We start from the raw sequence: 15431 nt of genomic DNA on the forward strand, positions 1-15431 counted from the left end.
GCCCTCACCACCCCGCCCACGTTAGGTTTTCTCCCATGACCGAGTCTGCAACCCGTACCACCGGCGCCGTCGCCGCCGGCCTCGCCACGATCGCCTCCGACGGCACCGTTCTCGACACCTGGTTCCCGGCCCCCGAGCTGGTCGAGGAGCCGGGTCCGGCCGGCACCGAGCGGCTGACCGCCGAGCAGGCGGCCCAGCTGCTGGGCGGCGGCGCGACCGCGGCGACCGGCCCGGACGCCCGCCGGGGCGTCGAGGTGGTCGCGGTCCGCACGGTCATCGCCTCGCTGGACGAGAAGCCGATCGACGCCCACGACGTCTACCTGCGCCTGCACCTGCTCTCGCACCGCCTGGTCAAGCCGCACGGCCAGAACCTCGACGGCATCTTCGGCCACCTCGCCAACGTCGCCTGGACCTCGCTCGGCCCGGTCGCCGTGGACGACATCGAGAAGGTGCGCCTGAACGCCCGCGCCGAGGGCCTGCACCTCCAGGTGACCTCGATCGACAAGTTCCCGCGCATGACGGACTACGTCGCCCCGAAGGGCGTGCGCATCGCCGACGCCGACCGGGTCCGCCTCGGCGCACACCTCGCGGCGGGCACCACGGTCATGCACGAGGGCTTCGTCAACTTCAACGCCGGCACCCTCGGCACCTCCATGGTCGAGGGCCGGATCTCCGCGGGCGTCGTGGTCGGCGACGGCTCGGACATCGGCGGCGGCGCCTCCACCATGGGCACCCTCTCGGGCGGCGGCAACGTGATCATCTCCATCGGTGAGCGCTGCCTGGTCGGCGCCGAGGCGGGCGTCGGCATCGCGCTGGGCGACGAGTGCGTGGTCGAGGCCGGCCTGTACATCACCGCGGGCACCCGCATCACCATGCCCGACGGCCAGATCGTCAAGGCCCGCGAGCTGAGCGGCGCCTCGAACATCCTCTTCCGCCGCAACTCGGTCACCGGCACGGTCGAGGCCCGCCCGAACAACGCGGTCTGGGGCGGCCTGAACGACATCCTGCACAGCCACAACTGATCAACGGCGGCCGTGACCCGCGGCCGCCCCATCGGTCAACGTCAGCTCGTCGTGAGCGCCTGGTACGTCCTCAGCAGCCCGTCGGTCGTGTTCCGGTCGGCGGGCAGCAGGGGGGCGCGGACCGGGCCCGCGGGCAGGCCGAGGCGGGTGAGGAGGGCCTTCGCGGTGACCGTGCCGGGCAGGCCCGCGCCCATCATGGCCTCGGTCAGCGGGGTCAGGGCCCGCTGCAGTCCGGCCGCGCGGTCGGTGTCGCCGGCGTCGAACGCGGCCAGGATCGCCGCGACCCGGTCCGGTACGACGTTCGCGACCGTGCTCACACAGCCCGCCGCGCCGACCGCGTACAGCGCCAGTACGTGCTCGTCGCAGCCCGCGTAGTACGCCAACGCCGTGCGCCGGAGCACCTTCAGGGTGCCGAGGAAGTCGTAGGAGCAGTCCTTGACGGCGACGATCCGCGGGTGGTCCGCGAGGCGGATCATCGTGTCCGGCTCGATCCGGGTGCCCGTGCGGCCCGGGATGTCGTAGAGCATCACCGGCAGGTCGCTTGCGTCGGCGACCTGGAGGAAGTGGGCGGCCACGGCCTCCTGCGGGGGCCGGCTGTAGTACGGCGTCACCACCAGGACACCGTCGGCGCCCGATTTCCCGGCCGCCCGTGCCAGCTCCACCGTGTGCCGGGTGTCGGACGTGCCCACGCCCGCGACCAGCGAGGCCCCGTCGCCGACCGCCTCCCGCACGGCCGCGACCAGCCGCGCCTTCTCCTCGTCCGTCGTGGTCGGCGACTCGCCGGTGGTGCCGTTGAGGACCAGGCCGTCACACCCCTGCGCCACCAGGTGCGCGGCCAGCCGCTGGGCGCCGTCCAGGTCGAGGGCGCCCTCCTCGGTGAACGGCGTGATCATGGCGCAGAGGGTGCGGCCGAAGGGTGCGGCCTCGCGGGTACGGGTCATGGGAGTAGTCTCGGCAGCGCGTCCGTGAAGCTCTACTTAAATCTCCTACGAGGTATCGGTAAGAGATGCTGAATCGTGCCCTGGGTGGGCCGACGCCCTGTGTCCAACTCGGCGCGTCATGGGTCACTATGGGCGGAGGGGCACCGACGTCCGTCATGGGAGGCACCATGAAGCTCGGCAAGGCACTGGCCACCGGGGTCGCGGAGGAGCGGCCGGTCGTCCGGGAGGAGAAGCCGCAGGTGCCGGAGGAGACCGTCCGCGCGGATGCGGCCGAACCGGCCGGACCGGTCCGCGAAGAGGTCCCGGCCGCCCGATGAGGCTGCGGCTCCCGGCGGAACGCCCGACGGAGCCGCCGACCGGCTACAAGATCGCCCACCCGGTGCTGTCCCAGGACGGCACCCGGGCCGGGTTCACCGGTGTGTCGCTCGGCGGCGCACTGCCGTACGGCGTCCTGGACGACGCCTCCTGCGTCTACGGCTTCCGGCACCGCCCGCCGGCCCGCCGGTGCGACTGCGGCTTCCACTGCGTGCACGACCGGGCGGCGGCCGAGGCGCTGCTGTGCACCGCCGAGCACCGCGGGGCCGTCCTGCTGGAGGTCTCCGTCCTCGGTGCCTACATCCGCTTCGAACGCGGCTTCCGCTACGCCCGGCAGCGGGTGCGCACGGCCACGGCCGGACCCTGCCGCTGCGGCGCCGGAGCCGTCGCCCTGGCCGACGCCGGCTGGGGGCGGCCGGGCTGGCGGGTCCTGGTGCCCGTCTGCGCGGGCTGCGTGCGCGGGCGGACGCCGGTCTCGCTCGCGGGGTTCGCCCGGCTGGCCGGGCACGGGCTCCGGGTGACCGGGGGTGCCGGCGGTACCGGCCCCGCTGCCGCCGGGTTGACAGCGGACGGCGAGCCGGGCGTGCCCGAACTCGTCGCCGAGGCCGCCCTGTTGCAGGCGCGCCTGGACTGGTTCCAGTCCCAACTCGCGCGTCTCGGCGAACGCGGACCCGGCGGCACCGGGCAGGGCTAACGACCTTCGGCCCGGGTACCCGGGGGTTCCGCACTGAGAGGAGGCGGAACGCCGTGACCGTGACCCCGCACACCAGGCCCGCGGCCGACGGGCACCCCTCCACGGGCGAACTCGTCGGCCGGGCCACCGAACAGCTCTCCCGGCTGCTGCGGCAGGAGGTCGCCCTCGCCAAGGAGGAACTGACCGAGAAAGGACGCCGCGCCGGACGCGGCGGCGGCATGCTGGGCGCCGCCGGCGCCGTCGGTTACGTCGGGCTGATCACCCTGGCCGGAGCGGCCACCGCCGCCCTCTCCCTGGCGCTGCCCGTGTGGGCGGCGGCGCTCATCGTGGCAGCGGTGTTCTTCGCCGTCGCCGGCCTGCTGGCCGCGACCGGCCGCGCCCAGCTGCGCCGGGCCGCCCCGCCCACGCCCGAGAAGACGCTCGGCAGTGTCAGGGCGGACGTCGACGCCATCAGGGAAAGGGCACACCGATGACGCACAGGAACGCGCACGGCTCGGGCGCCAAGGGCCCCGACGAGCTGCGGCGGCAGATCGAACAGACCCGGAGCCAGCTCGGCGACACCGTCGCCCAGCTGGTGGACCGGGTCGATGTGAAGGGCCGGGCCCGGGCGCGCGCCGCCGACCTGAAGGACAAGGCCGGCGCCATGACCGTCCAGCTGCGCGCCGGCGCCGCCCAGGCGGGGCACGGTGTGCAGGACCGGGCGGCCAAGGCGGGCCACCTGGTGCAGGACCGCGCCGCGCGGGCCGGCCACACCGCGCAGGAACGGATGACCAAGGCCGGGCACCTGGTGCAGGAGCGGGCCGGACACGGCCGGCACGCCCTGCGGGACGGGGCTGCCCACGCCGGTCACACCGCGGAGCACGACACGCGGGTCCCGGACCCGGTGCGGTCCGTCGTGAGCGCCGCGATGCGGCACCCCCGGCCGGCCCTGATCATCGGCGCGGCGGGCGCCGCTGTCTTCGGCGTGGCCGTGGTCTGGCGCCGGATCGACCGCTGCCGGTGAACCCCCGCCGCCGGTGAGCACGGGACGGAGGGGCCGGCCGGGCGTCCAGCCGGGCCGGCCCCGCCGTCGTGTCACGGACGGAACCGCAGCACCTGCGGGTCGTGGTCGCTGATCTGGTCGTTGAACTCCGAGTTGATGTGCACGCTGTCGTACTCGAAGTCACAGCCGCGGCGGATCGCCGGACTGATCAGGATCTGGTCCAGGACCTGCTGGTTGCCCTGGTAGTCATAGGTGTAACGCTCGTTCGCCGGCAGCGACTTGATCGCCGACCACAGTTCGCCGTCGCCCTCCAGGATCCGCGCGGTCCCGGAGAACTCGAAGTCGTTCATGTCGCCGAGCGCGATGACGTCCGCGTTCTTCTGCACGGACAGGATGTCCTTGACGAACGCGTTCACCTCGGTCGCCTGGGCGTGCCGCTGGATCTCCGAGCTGCGCACCGGCGGCTGGTACTGCGAGGCCAGACCCTGGTCGCCGCCCTTGCTGTTGAGGTGGTTCGCGATCACGAAGACGGTCTTGCCGCGGAAGACGAACTCGCCCGCGAGCGGCTTGCGGCTGTTGCTCCAGGCCGCGTCCGCCGGGTCGATCCGGCCCGGGGACACCGTCAGCTGGGCCTTGCCGTGCACCTTGGTGACGCCGACGGCGGTGGTCGAGTCGCCGCCCGCGCGGTCCGTGAAGGACACCCGCTCCGGGTTGAACAGGAACACCTGGCGGATGTTGCCGCCGGGCTCGCCGCCGTCCTGGTCGTTGACCGGGTTGACCGAGCGCCAGTCGTACCGCGGGCCGCCCGCCGCGACGATCGCGTCGATCAGCTTCGTCACGGTCCGGTCCGCGTCGACCGTGCCGTCGTCCGTGGCGCCGTTGTTGTCCTGGATCTCCTCCAGGGACACGATGTCCGGCGACTGGAGGTTGTGCACGATCGCGGAGGCGTGCTGGTCGAAGGTGGTGTCCGACGGGTCGAGGTTCTCCACGTTGTAGGTCGCCACCGCCAGCTCGCGATCCGACTGCTTCCGCGTCGTCTCCCGCTCCAGGCCCGCGCTCCCGAGCGTGCCGAGCTCGCTCGCGACGAGGGTGTAGCCGCCGTACTGGTTGAAGTCCAGCGGGCCGGTGGTGGTGCCCTCCAGGGTGTCGCCGACGTTCGCCTTCGGGAAGTCGGCGGTCGGGCCCAGCGACTGGATCTGGAGCCGGCCGGTGTTCTGGGAGTCGTAGGAGCCGTAGACCGTGCCGCCGCGCCGGCTGCGGTGCTCCCACGGCTTCACGGTGACCCACAGCTCGCTGTACGGGTCGGTGGCGGTGACCACGCGAGCGTCGGCGACCTGGACGTTCATGCCCTCCAGGGACTCGTAGTAGTCCAGGGCGTAAGCGGACGGGTCCAGGGGGAGGCCGTTGATCGAGTTGGCGGCGGCGGCGTCACCGGTGGGCGCGTAGGCGTCCGGCACCGCCTCCTCGTCGACGACGACCGGCGCCGGGACCGCGTTGCCCGTGGAGACGGCGGTGATCACCGGCTTGGTGATCTCCGTCAGCGACTGGTTGCCGGAGGAGGCGCCGCCCGGGACGTACTCGGAGACGGTGCCGGTCACCTTCACCGCGTCACCGACCGCGACCTTCGGGGTGGAGCTGGTGAAGACGAACACGCCCTCACTGGTGGCCGGGTTGTCGTCCGGGGTCGGGTCCTGGAGCCAGAAGCCCTTGGAGGACCCGTACGTGCGCGTGGCCGTGACGATGCCGGGTACGTCCGTCACCTTCTGCCCGGCGAACGGGGATATCCGGGTCGTGCCCTGGATGTCGTGGACGCGCACCGAATCGGCGAGCGCGGGGGAGGTGAGGGCGACGGCGGAGGCCGCGCTGCAGACGGCGGCGACGGTGAGCGCGGCGAGGCGCGCGGAAGACCTGCTCGGCAAGGGATCCCTCCGGGGACGTGACGATGCGCCGGGACGAGGGTGGAACGGGAGCGTGTGGAGGTGGTGGCCCTCTGTGACACGCATAGAGCCGAGTGAACAGTTGTCCCCCCAACTTCTACGCGCGTCAATCTCCAGCCTGGCCCCGGGAGTTGTCAAGGTTTCGGCCATCGACGACCCCTTACGGTGAGATGAACCGGGCGGCATGGGTGGAAATCCGTCTAGGCTGAGCGGCTGAGTCCGTTCACGGTCCGAGGAGAACCAGCCGATGTCAGACAGCTCCCCCCTGCCGCCCGTACGGCTGCATCCCGAAGCGGAGCTGGCGCGCGCCGCGCTGTCCACGCCGTTGCTCTCCCGCGCGGCCCGCCTCGCCCGCTGGGCCGGGCCCGGCACCCGCGTCGACGCCGGCGGCGGGCTGGCCGAGGAGCAGTTGCCGGCCGCCGTGGAACTGCTCGGACTGAGCGGTGACGACGCCGCCGCGTACGCGAGCGAGGCCTGGCGGGTCGCCGTGGACGCCGGTCTGGTCGAGATCGTGGACGAGGAGGCCGGCACCGTCCGGGCCGGTGAGGAGCTGGAGCTGCTCACCGGCGGCGCCCCGCGGGACGTGCTCACCGTGTGGCTGGCCGCGCTGGAGACCGTCATCGCCGACGCGGCCGTCCCCGACCTGGACGACCTGGTCGACGCGCTGGACGAGGGCGGCGAGGTCGATTTCTCGTCACTCGACTGGGACCCGCAGGCCGAGGCGGACTTCCTCGACGGCGTCCTCGGCAACCTCTACCTGCTGACCGTCAGTGAGGACGGCCCCGGCGACGGCACCGTCCCGCTGCCCGCCCTCGCCGCCTCCATGCTCCTGCCCGACGGCATGGGCGAACCGACCAACGACGTGCTGGAGCAGGTCTCCGACGCCATGATGCGGCTGGACGACCAGTTCCGGGTGCTGGAGCCGGTCGGACTCGTGGACTACCGGCCGGTGGACGAGGCGCTGATGGCCGACACCGACGAGGAGCCCGCCGCGACCGTGGACGACGCCGACGTCGCCCGCTACGGCATGGTCCGCCTCACCCCGCTCGGCGTGTACGGGCTGCGGGCACGGCTGCTGGAGGCCGGGTTCGACGCGCCGGCCGTCGGTGACCTGGCCGACAAGGGCGCGGACGTCCTGCTCGACGGCACCGCCCGGTTCGGCCAGTCCGCCGCCCGGGCCGAGACCGAGCAGTGGCTGGCCCGGCGCGAACCGCTCGCGGCGGCACGGGAGTTGCTGGCGGCGGCGCGCGGCGCGGACGCCGGGGCCCCGCTGCGCAGGCTCCTCTGCCAGCAGGCGCTGTCGCTGGTCGGCGCGGAGGCCGAACCCGCGCTGCGCGAGGTGCTGGACGACCCCGAGCTGGGCGGTCTCGCCCGGGTGTGGCTGAGCGAGCGGGGCGTCGCCGGGGTGCCGGCACCCTCCGAGGACATGGTGTTCTGGCTGACCGTCGACACACTGGCCGCGCAGCTGGCGGCCGAGGGCAACTCCGAGGAGCTCCAGGCCCTCGTGGAGGGGCTGGCCTCCCAGCACAGCGGGTTCTTCGCGGCGGCCTGGCGGGTGGAGCACCCCGCCACCGCCGAGGTGCTGGACGCGATGGGGCGGTTGCACCCGGACAAGAAGGTGGCCAAGCAGGCACGGAAGGCGGCGTTCAAGGCACGGTCGCAGCAAGGGGGTTGAGAGCCCGGCCGGTCGCGGGTCCGGCCGGGCTCTTTTGCCGGCGATGGGGTGGTGCATACGGGTTCTTGAACAAGGACCGGTGAAGTAGCCCGGCGTTCAACCCACGTTCACAAGTGGGCGGGAGCGTGTGCGCCGAACCGAGGCCCCCCACCCTCCACGGCACCACCACCGTCGTCACAGGAGACACCATGTCGCTCACCCGCAGGGACTTCGCCAGGAAATCCGCGATCACCGGGGCCGGGGTCGCCCTGGCGGGCAGCGTCGGCGCGCTCGCCACCGCGCCGAACGCCCTCGCCGCCACGGACACCGCGAGCGCCGAGGCCGAGTCCGCGCATGGGGGCCACCACCACGGCGTCGGCTACGGCCCGCTGATCCCCGACCCCGAGGGCATCCTCGCCCTGCCCGCCGGCTTCTCCTACGAGATCATCACGTACAGCGGGCGGACCAAGCTGGAGTCCGGCGAGTTCACCCCGTCCAACCACGACGGCACGGCCACCTTCGAGGGCCCGCGCGGCACCACCCTCCTCGTCAACAACCACGAGCTGGCCGGCGCCCGCGCCCAGTGGCCGCACCCGGTGCCGCTCACCGAGGGCCTGGTCTACGACCCGGCGGCGGCCGGCGGCTGCACCGTCGTCGAGGTCCGCCGCGGCGGCGAGGTCGCCGAGTGGGTGGGCATCGCCGGCACCGCCACCAACTGCGCCGGCGGCAGCACCCCCTGGGGCACCTGGCTGACCTGCGAGGAGACCGAGGACAAGGCCGGCAAGAACGGCTTCACCAAGGACCACGGCTATGTCTTCGAGGTCGACCCGGAGGACCGCCGGGCCAACCGCGACCCCAAGCCGATCAAGGCGCTGGGCCGCTACGCCCACGAGGCCGTCGTGGTCGACCCCAAGCGCGGTCACGTCTACCTCACCGAGGACGCCTCCGGCCCCAACGGCCTGTTCTACCGCTGGACCCCGCCGGAGGGCTTCCGGCACGGCCGGGGCAGGCTGCGCACCCTCGCCGACGACGCGGGCGTGCTCCAGGCGTTCAGGTGCTTCGACTCCGGCGGCAGGTTCGTGGACGACCTGTCCCGCGCCACCAGGATCGGCACCGTGTACGGCGTCGACTGGGTGGACGTCCCCGACCGTGACGCCCGGACCGTCTCGGTGCGCAAGCAGTTCACCGACGGCCAGGTCACCCGCGCCCGCAAGCTGGAGGGCATGTGGTGGGGCGACGGCGGCGTCTACGTCGTCTCCTCCTACGCCCGCCAGGAGAGCCCGGTCCAGCACGACGGCCAGGTCTGGTTCTACGACCCCAAGCGCCGCACGCTGACGCTGAAGGTGCTGCTCGGCGTCAACCCGGACCCGGCGGTGGACGGCGCCTTCGACGGCCCCGACAACATCACCGTCTCCCCGTACGGCGGCCTGGTCATCGCCGAGGACGGCGAGGGCGTCCAGCACCTGTTCGGGGCCACCGACAGCGGCCGGACGTACCCGATCGCCCGCAACGAGCTGAACATCGGCACCGCCGAGGCGCCGGAGTACAGCGAGTTCACCGGTGTCACCTTCTCGCCCGACGGCAGGACCCTCTTCGCCAACATCCAGACGCCCGGCATCATGCTCGCCATCACCGGCCCCTGGAAGCGGCAGGCCCGCTAGGGTCTTTCGTTCGGATCATGCCGGACTGGCGGGGTCTGGCATGATCCAAACGCAAGGTCCTGGAACACCACCGGCCGCACGGGGGGCGTCCCGGAACCCGTGGCGGCGGGTGGTGGCCCGGCGCGGGGGCGCGAGCGTGCCGCTGCCCGCCTCCCGCCGGGACCGGTGCCGGGACGCCGTCGCCGGATACCATGCGGAGGGGGTCCCCGGTTCGCGAGGAGTGAGTGGATGACGCAGGGCAGGCCCATGCGCGCGGACGCCCGGCGCAACTACGAGCGACTGCTGAAGGCGGCGGCCGAGGCCTTCGCGGAGCACGGGGAGAACGCGTCGCTCGACGACATCGCCAAGCGGGCCGGTGTCGGCTCGGGCACCCTCTACCGGCACTTCCCGAACCGGCAGGCGCTGCTGGAGGCGGCGTACGTGGAGCGGATCGAGGCGTTCGGGGTACGCGCCGACGAACTGGCGGCCGAACGGCCGCCGGGCGAGGCGCTCGGGGAGTGGCTGTACGAGCTGGCGGTGGGCTCCCTCCAGGTGCGGGGGATGAGGGCCCTGCTCGGCTCGGCGGTGACGGAGCACGGCGGCGCGGCGGCGCTGACGGCGTGCGGGACCGTGGTGCACGGCGCGGTGACCCGGCTGGTGAAGGCGGCGCAGGCGGAGGGCACGCTCCGGGGGGACGTGGAGCCGGTCGACGTGCTGCGCCTGACCCACGGGGTGACCTCGGCGGCGGAGCTCGCCGGGGCGGGGGAGCGGGAGATCCGGCGGTACCTGGAGCTGCTGACGGAGGGCTTGCGGGCCGGCTGAGGCGCCGCGGCACGCCGCGGCGCCGTCCCCGCGGGCTTACAGAGCCCGTGCCCCCGGCTCCACCATGTTCCGTACGGTGCGGGCCTTCACGAACTCGCCCAGCGCCGTCATGTCCCACTCGCCGGAGAACTGGCGGATGAGCTTGGCCATCAGGACGCCGGTCCGGGGCTCGGCGCCGGTGAGGTCGAAGCGGACCAGCTCTTCGCCCGAGAAGGCGTCGACCAGACGGCAGTACGCCTTGGCGACCTCGGTGAACTTCTGGCCGGAGAAGGAGTTCACGGTGAAGACCAGCCCGGTGACCTCCTGGGGCAGCCGGCCCAGGTCGACCGTGATGACCTCGTCGTCGCCCCCGCCCTCGCCGGTCAGGTTGTCCCCGGAGTGCCGGATCGCGCCGTTCAGGATCGTCAGCTTGCCGAAGTAGCAGCTGTCGATGTGGTTGCGCTGCGGGCCGTAGGCGACGACCGAGGCGTCCAGGTCGATGTCCTTGCCGCGGAACGCCGGTTCCCAGCCGAGGCCCATCCGCACCTGGGAGAGCAGCGGCCGGCCGCCCTTGATGAGGGACACCGTCTGGTTCTTCTGCAGGCTGACCCGGCCCTTGTCCAGGTTGATCTTTCCGGCGCCCGGCGCGGGAGCGGGCGGCGGTGCCGCCGGCTGCGGGGGTGCGGCCGGAGCCGCGGCCGGCTCCTCCACCGTCACGCCGAAGTCGGTCGCGATGCCCGCGAGCCCGTTGGCGTACCCCTGCCCGACGGCCCGAGCCTTCCACTGGCCGCCCCGGCGGTAGATCTCCACGACCACCAGCGCGGTCTCGTCGCCGAGCTGCGGCGGGGTGAACGTCGCCAGCACGGCGCCGCCGTCGGCGTCCCGGATCGTGGCTGTCGGCTCGATCCCCCGGAAGGTCTGGCCGGCCGCGTCCGGGCTGGCCGTGACGACGATCTTCTCGATCTCCGGCGGTACGGCGGCCGTGTCGACCGTGACCGCGTCCGGCGCCGTACCGCCTCCCGACCGGTACGTCACGCCGGGCCCCGTGGGCTGGTTGTAGAAGATGAAGTCGTCGTCGGAGCGCACCTTGCCGTCACCGGTGAGCAGCAGGCCCGACACGTCGAGCCGCACCGGAGCGGAGACGTCCACCGTCACGCGCGCGGCCGGGAGGGGGATGTTCGAGCCAGGGGTCATAGCTGTCATGCCGGGAGAACGAACGACACCGCTTTACCGTTCCCTTACCCACCCCCCGATCGGCTCAGGGGCCCGCCCCGACCGGCTCAGGGCACCACCACGATCTTCCGCCCCACCCCCGCGGCGAACTGCTCCAGCGCCTGCGGGTACCGCTCCAGCGGGATCCGGTCGCTGATGAAGACGCCCGGGTCCAGCACGCCGTTCGCGAACAGCTCGGCCGCCCGCTCGAAGCTGTGCAGCACCGCCATGGAGCCGGTGATCGTGATCTCCTGGTTGTAGATCCGGTAGGGGTCGATCGTCACCCGGGTCGCGTAGTCCGCCACCCCGAACTGCAGGAACGTGCCCGCCTTCGCGACCCGGTCCAGGCCGTCCTGGATCGCCGCCGCGTTGCCGGTCGCGTCGATCACCACGTCCCAGCCCCGCGGGCGGTCCAGTTCGTCGGCGTTCGCCGCGGCCGCCGAGACGCCGAGCAGCCGGGCCGTCTCCAGGCGGGCCGGGTTGACGTCGACCACGTCCACGCTCGCCGCACCGGTCCGCTTGGCCAGCTCCAGCATCATCAGGCCCATGGTCCCGGAGCCGTAGATCAGCACATGGGCGCCCAGGCGGGACCGCAGGACGTCGTAGCCGCGCACCGCGCAGGACAGGGGCTCCACCAGGGCCGCGTCCTCGGTGCGGACGTGGTCGGGCAGCTTCACGCAGTTGGCGACCGGCGCCACCGCGTACCGGGCCGCGCCGCCCGCCGTCGTCACGCCGATCGCCGCCCACCGCTCGCACAGGTTGTTGTGGCCCGTACGGCAGTACCGGCACTCGTAGCAGTAGAGCGAGGGGTCCACGGCCACCCGGTCTCCGACGGCCACCTCGGTGACCTGGGTGCCGACACCGACGACCTCGCCCGCGAACTCGTGCCCGGGGACGATCGGCAGCTTGGGCGCGAACTCGCCCTGGAGGATGTGCAGGTCGGTGCCGCACAGACCGCAGGCCGCGACCTCGACGACCACCTCGCGGGGGCCCGGCGTCGGGTCGGGCACCTCGGTGACGACGGCTCGGCCCACGGACTCGATGACGGCGGCCTTCATTTCACGGCTCCCAACGACAGGCCCTGGACCAGCTTGTCCTGGGCGGCGAACCCCGCGGCGAGCACCGGCAGGGAGATGACGAGCGACGCGGCGCACACCTTGGCCAGGAACAGGCCCTGGCTGGTGATGAAGCCGGTCAGGAAGACGGGGGCGGTCTCGGCGACCACGCCCGTCAGGACTCGGGCGAAGAGCAGTTCGTTCCAGCTGAAGATGAAGCAGATCAGGGCGGTGGCGGCGATGCCGGGCAGGGCGATCGGGGCCACCACGCGCGCCAGGATCACCGGGAGCCGGGCGCCGTCCACCCGCGCCGCCTCGATGACCGCGACCGGCACCTCGGCGAGGAAGGACTGCATCATCCACACGGCGATCGGCAGGTTCATGGAGGTGTACAGGACGACCAGGAGCCAGATGTTGTCGAGCATCCCGGCGTTCTTGGCGAAGAGGTAGACCGGCAGCAGGCCCGCCACGGCCGGCAGCATCTTGGTGGACAGGAAGAAGAACAGGACGTCGGTCCACTTCCGCACCGGCCGGATCGACAGCGCGTAGGCCGCCGGCAGGGCCAGCAGCAGGACCAGGAGCGTCGAGGCGACCGACGCCACCGTGGAGTTGACCAGCGCGGGCCATGGGCTCGCCCCGCCGCCGCTGCCGAAGAACTCGCGGTAGCCGTCGAGCGTCAGCGAGGCGGTGAACGACGGCGGGTTGGTCGCCGCGTCCGCCTCGGAGTGGAAGGACGTCAGGGCCATCCACGCGATGGGCAGGAAGAAGACGATGCCGGCCAGCCAGGCCACCAGGCCGAGACCACCCCGGCGCAGTACGGCGGTCATGCGCGGGACACCTCCTCGCGGAACAGGGACGACACCACGCGCAGGGCGAAGGTCGCGATGACGATCGAGCCGATGACCACCAGGACGCCGGCGGCCGAGGCCAGGCCGTTCTCGTGGGCCTGGTAGAAGCTCTGGTAGACGGTGTAGGGCAGGTTGGCGGTGCCCAGGCCGCCGGAGGTGATCGTGAAGACCGCGTCGAAGTTCTGGACGATGTAGATCGAGCCGAGCAGTGCGCCCAGTTCCAGGTAGCGGCGCAGGTGGGGCAGGGTGAGATGGCGGAAGATCTGCCAGTCGCTCGCGCCGTCGACCCGCGCGGCCTCGATCTGCTGCTGGTCCCGGCTCTGCAGTCCGGCGAGCAGGATCAGCATCATGAACGGCGTCCACTGCCACACCAGCGAGGCCTCGACCGCGAGGAGCGGGGTGCGGGAGACCCAGTCCGGCTGTGGCCCGCCCACGTAGTGCAGCAACCCGTTGAGCAAGCCGTATTCGGGGTTGTAGAGCACATGCTTCCAGAGCAGCGCGGCGGCCACCGGTACCATCAGGAAGGGGGCGATGAGCAGGGTGCGGACGATGCCCCGGCCGCGGAACCGCCGGTCCAGCAGCAGTGCCAGCGCCAGCCCGACGACCAGGCTGGCCAGCACCACGGCCGCCGTGAGCAGCACGGTCGTCCACACCGAGTGGCGCAGGTCGGCGTCGCTGAGCACCTGGCGGTAGTTGTCCAGGCCGGTGAAGCGGCGGGCCTTGGGGTAGAGGGCGTTCCAGTCGAAGAAGGAGATCACCAGCGTGGCCACGAAGGGCAGCTGGGTCACCACGATCATGAACACGAGGGCCGGCAGGAGCGGCGCGCGGGTGGCCCAGGCGCGCAGCCGGGCCGGGGGCTGCCCGACCGTCCGTGCGGGTGTGGCCGCGAGGGGGGCCGTGGTCGTCGCTGTCATCGTCCCTCGTACTCCTTGGAGATCTTCTCGGCGAGTGCTTGAGACTTCTTCAGGGCCGCGTCGACGGACTGGCGTCCGGCGATGGCCGCGCTGATCTCCTGGGAGACCTTGGTGCCGAGGTCGGTGAACTCGGGGATGCCGACGAACTGGATGCCGGGCGCGGGCCGCGGCTGCACCCCGGGGTCGTTCGGCCGGGCGCTCTCGATGGCCTCCTTGGTCATCTCCTGGAACGCGGCGGCCGACTTGCGGTAGTCGGCGTTGGTGTAGGTCGACGCCCGTTTGCCCGCCGGGACGTTCGACCAGCCGCTGGTCTCGCCGACCAGCCGCTCGTACCCCTTGCCCGACGCCCAGGAGACGAACTTCCACGCCTTGTCGGGGTTGCGGGACGCCTGCTGGATGCCCCAGGCCCAGGTGTAGAGCCAGCCGGAGGACGTGGTGCGCTCGACGGGGGCGGGGGCGTAGCCGAGCCTGCCCTTGACCGGGGAGCCCGCGCCCTCCAGCAGTCCGGCCGCGGAGGTGGCGTCGTACCACATGGCGGTCTTGCCCTGGGTCATGTTGTTCAGGCATTCGGCGAAGCCGGACTGGGCGGCGCCGGACTCGCCGTGCTCGCGGACGAGGCCGACGTAGAAGTTCGTCGCCTTCTCGAAGGCCGGGGAGTCCAGCCGCGCCTTCCAGTCCGTGTCGAACCAGGTGCCGCCGAAGGTGTTCACGACCGTGGTCAGCGGTGCCATCAGCTCGCCCCAGCCGGGCAGCCCGCGCAGGCAGATGCCCCGCATGCCCGGCCGGGCGCCGTCCACTTTCGCGGCCAGGTCCGCGACCTGCCGCCAGGTGGGACGCTCGGGCATGGTCAGGCCCTTCGCCGCGAACACGTCCTTGCGGTACATGAGGAAGGACGACTCGCCGTAGAAGGGCTGTCCGTAGAGCTTGCCGTCGTCGCCGGTGAGGGACTGGCGCATCGGCTTGAGCACGTCCCGCTCGTCGTACGAGGCGTCCTTCGCGACGTACGAGTTCATCTCGTGCAGCCAGCCGTTGCGGGCGTAGATCGGTATCTCGTAGTTGGACAGGGTGGCCACGTCGTACTGGCCGGCCTGGTTGGCGAAGTCCTGGCTGATCTTGTCGCGGACGTCGTTCTCCGGCAGGACCGTGAAGTTGACCTTGATGCCGGTGTCCTTGGTGAAGTGGGCGGCGGTCAGCTTCTGCAACTCGGTCATCTGCGGGTTGTTGACCATCAGGACGTTGATGGAGTCGCCGCCGGAACCGGTCCCGCCGGCACCGGCCCAGCAGCCGGAGAGCAGCGGGGCGAGCAGCGTCCCTGCGGCGGCCAGGGCGAGCGTGGCTCGCGGCCTCCGTCGGCTCGGGGTGCGCATGGATCGCTCCTGAAGGAGAGGAAAGGGGGACATAAGGGGCGCTCGACGG

Annotated in this window: 15 protein-coding genes; 8 read left to right on the forward strand and 7 right to left on the reverse strand. The window is 72.3% G+C overall.

The window, feature by feature from the left end:
• Positions 1–35: 35 nt before the first annotated feature.
• Positions 36–1022: a 2,3,4,5-tetrahydropyridine-2,6-dicarboxylate N-succinyltransferase gene (gene dapD, locus AB0946_RS23820; RefSeq protein WP_366762653.1), complete on the forward strand. Its 987-nt coding sequence runs from the start codon at positions 36–38 to the stop codon at positions 1020–1022.
• A 41-nt stretch (positions 1023–1063) separates the two neighbouring features.
• On the opposite strand, the gene dapA is transcribed toward dapD, so the two are convergent.
• Positions 1064–1963 carry a 4-hydroxy-tetrahydrodipicolinate synthase gene (gene dapA, locus AB0946_RS23825; protein ID WP_366762654.1) on the reverse strand — a complete coding sequence of 300 codons (900 nt, stop codon included), beginning with the start codon at positions 1961–1963 and terminating at the stop codon, positions 1064–1066.
• Between the two features lie 167 nt (positions 1964–2130).
• Here dapA and AB0946_RS23830 point away from each other — a divergent pair, with 167 nt between their 5' ends.
• From AB0946_RS23830 to AB0946_RS23845, 4 genes are read left to right on the forward strand one after another with little or no spacing between them, the layout of a single operon-like run.
• Complete coding sequence (locus AB0946_RS23830) at positions 2131–2280, forward strand: hypothetical protein (RefSeq protein WP_366762655.1); 150 nt, start codon at positions 2131–2133, stop codon at positions 2278–2280.
• On the forward strand, positions 2277–2972 hold the full coding sequence (locus AB0946_RS23835) for a hypothetical protein (protein ID WP_366762656.1): 696 nt from the start codon (positions 2277–2279) through the stop codon (positions 2970–2972). Before AB0946_RS23830 ends, AB0946_RS23835 begins: the two co-directional genes overlap by 4 nt.
• Before the next feature lie 53 nt (positions 2973–3025).
• Complete coding sequence (locus AB0946_RS23840; RefSeq protein ID WP_366762657.1) at positions 3026–3445, forward strand: phage holin family protein; 420 nt, start codon at positions 3026–3028, stop codon at positions 3443–3445.
• Positions 3442–3975, forward strand: coding sequence for a DUF3618 domain-containing protein (locus AB0946_RS23845; RefSeq protein WP_366762658.1), 534 nt, complete (start codon positions 3442–3444; stop codon positions 3973–3975). The genes AB0946_RS23840 and AB0946_RS23845 overlap by 4 nt, the downstream gene beginning before the upstream one ends.
• Before the next feature lie 71 nt (positions 3976–4046).
• Here the strand turns inward: AB0946_RS23845 and AB0946_RS23850 are convergent, their stop codons facing one another.
• Positions 4047–5873: an endonuclease/exonuclease/phosphatase family protein gene (locus tag AB0946_RS23850; protein ID WP_366762659.1), complete on the reverse strand. Its 1827-nt coding sequence runs from the start codon at positions 5871–5873 to the stop codon at positions 4047–4049.
• A 265-nt stretch (positions 5874–6138) separates the two neighbouring features.
• Here AB0946_RS23850 and AB0946_RS23855 point away from each other — a divergent pair, with 265 nt between their 5' ends.
• The 3 genes from AB0946_RS23855 to AB0946_RS23865 all read left to right on the forward strand — a co-directional run bounded on the left by AB0946_RS23855 (position 6139) and on the right by AB0946_RS23865 (position 10007).
• Positions 6139–7566 carry a hypothetical protein gene (locus tag AB0946_RS23855; protein WP_366762660.1) on the forward strand — a complete coding sequence of 476 codons (1428 nt, stop codon included), beginning with the start codon at positions 6139–6141 and terminating at the stop codon, positions 7564–7566.
• Positions 7567–7754: 188 nt separating this feature from the next.
• Positions 7755–9206 (forward strand): alkaline phosphatase PhoX, encoded by a 1452-nt coding sequence (locus tag AB0946_RS23860; protein WP_366762661.1) that lies wholly within the window; start codon positions 7755–7757, stop codon positions 9204–9206.
• 228 nt (positions 9207–9434) lie between these two features.
• Positions 9435–10007, forward strand: a complete 573-nt coding sequence (locus AB0946_RS23865) for a helix-turn-helix domain-containing protein (RefSeq protein WP_366762662.1) — start codon at positions 9435–9437, stop codon at positions 10005–10007.
• A gap of 36 nt (positions 10008–10043) precedes the next feature.
• On the opposite strand, the gene AB0946_RS23870 is transcribed toward AB0946_RS23865, so the two are convergent.
• The 5 genes from AB0946_RS23870 to AB0946_RS23890 form a co-directional block, all read right to left on the reverse strand.
• Entirely contained in the window at positions 10044–11180 is a 1137-nt protein-coding gene (locus tag AB0946_RS23870) for a TerD family protein (RefSeq protein WP_366762663.1), read from the reverse strand.
• Between the two features lie 86 nt (positions 11181–11266).
• Positions 11267–12256 (reverse strand): zinc-dependent alcohol dehydrogenase family protein, encoded by a 990-nt coding sequence (locus AB0946_RS23875; RefSeq protein WP_366762664.1) that lies wholly within the window; start codon positions 12254–12256, stop codon positions 11267–11269.
• Entirely contained in the window at positions 12253–13080 is an 828-nt protein-coding gene (locus AB0946_RS23880) for a carbohydrate ABC transporter permease (protein WP_366762665.1), read from the reverse strand. The genes AB0946_RS23875 and AB0946_RS23880 overlap by 4 nt, the downstream gene beginning before the upstream one ends.
• Entirely contained in the window at positions 13077–14015 is a 939-nt protein-coding gene (locus tag AB0946_RS23885) for a sugar ABC transporter permease (RefSeq protein WP_366762666.1), read from the reverse strand. Before AB0946_RS23885 ends, AB0946_RS23880 begins: the two co-directional genes overlap by 4 nt.
• The gene (locus AB0946_RS23890) at positions 14012–15382 is read right to left on the reverse strand and encodes a sugar ABC transporter substrate-binding protein (protein WP_366762667.1); all 1371 of its coding nucleotides are present in this window, start codon (positions 15380–15382) and stop codon (positions 14012–14014) included. Before AB0946_RS23890 ends, AB0946_RS23885 begins: the two co-directional genes overlap by 4 nt.
• Between the last annotated feature and the right edge of the window lie 49 nt (positions 15383–15431).

The organism is Streptomyces sp. NPDC046870 (assembly GCF_040704595.1).
Classification (GTDB): domain Bacteria; phylum Actinomycetota; class Actinomycetes; order Streptomycetales; family Streptomycetaceae; genus Streptomyces; species Streptomyces argyrophylli.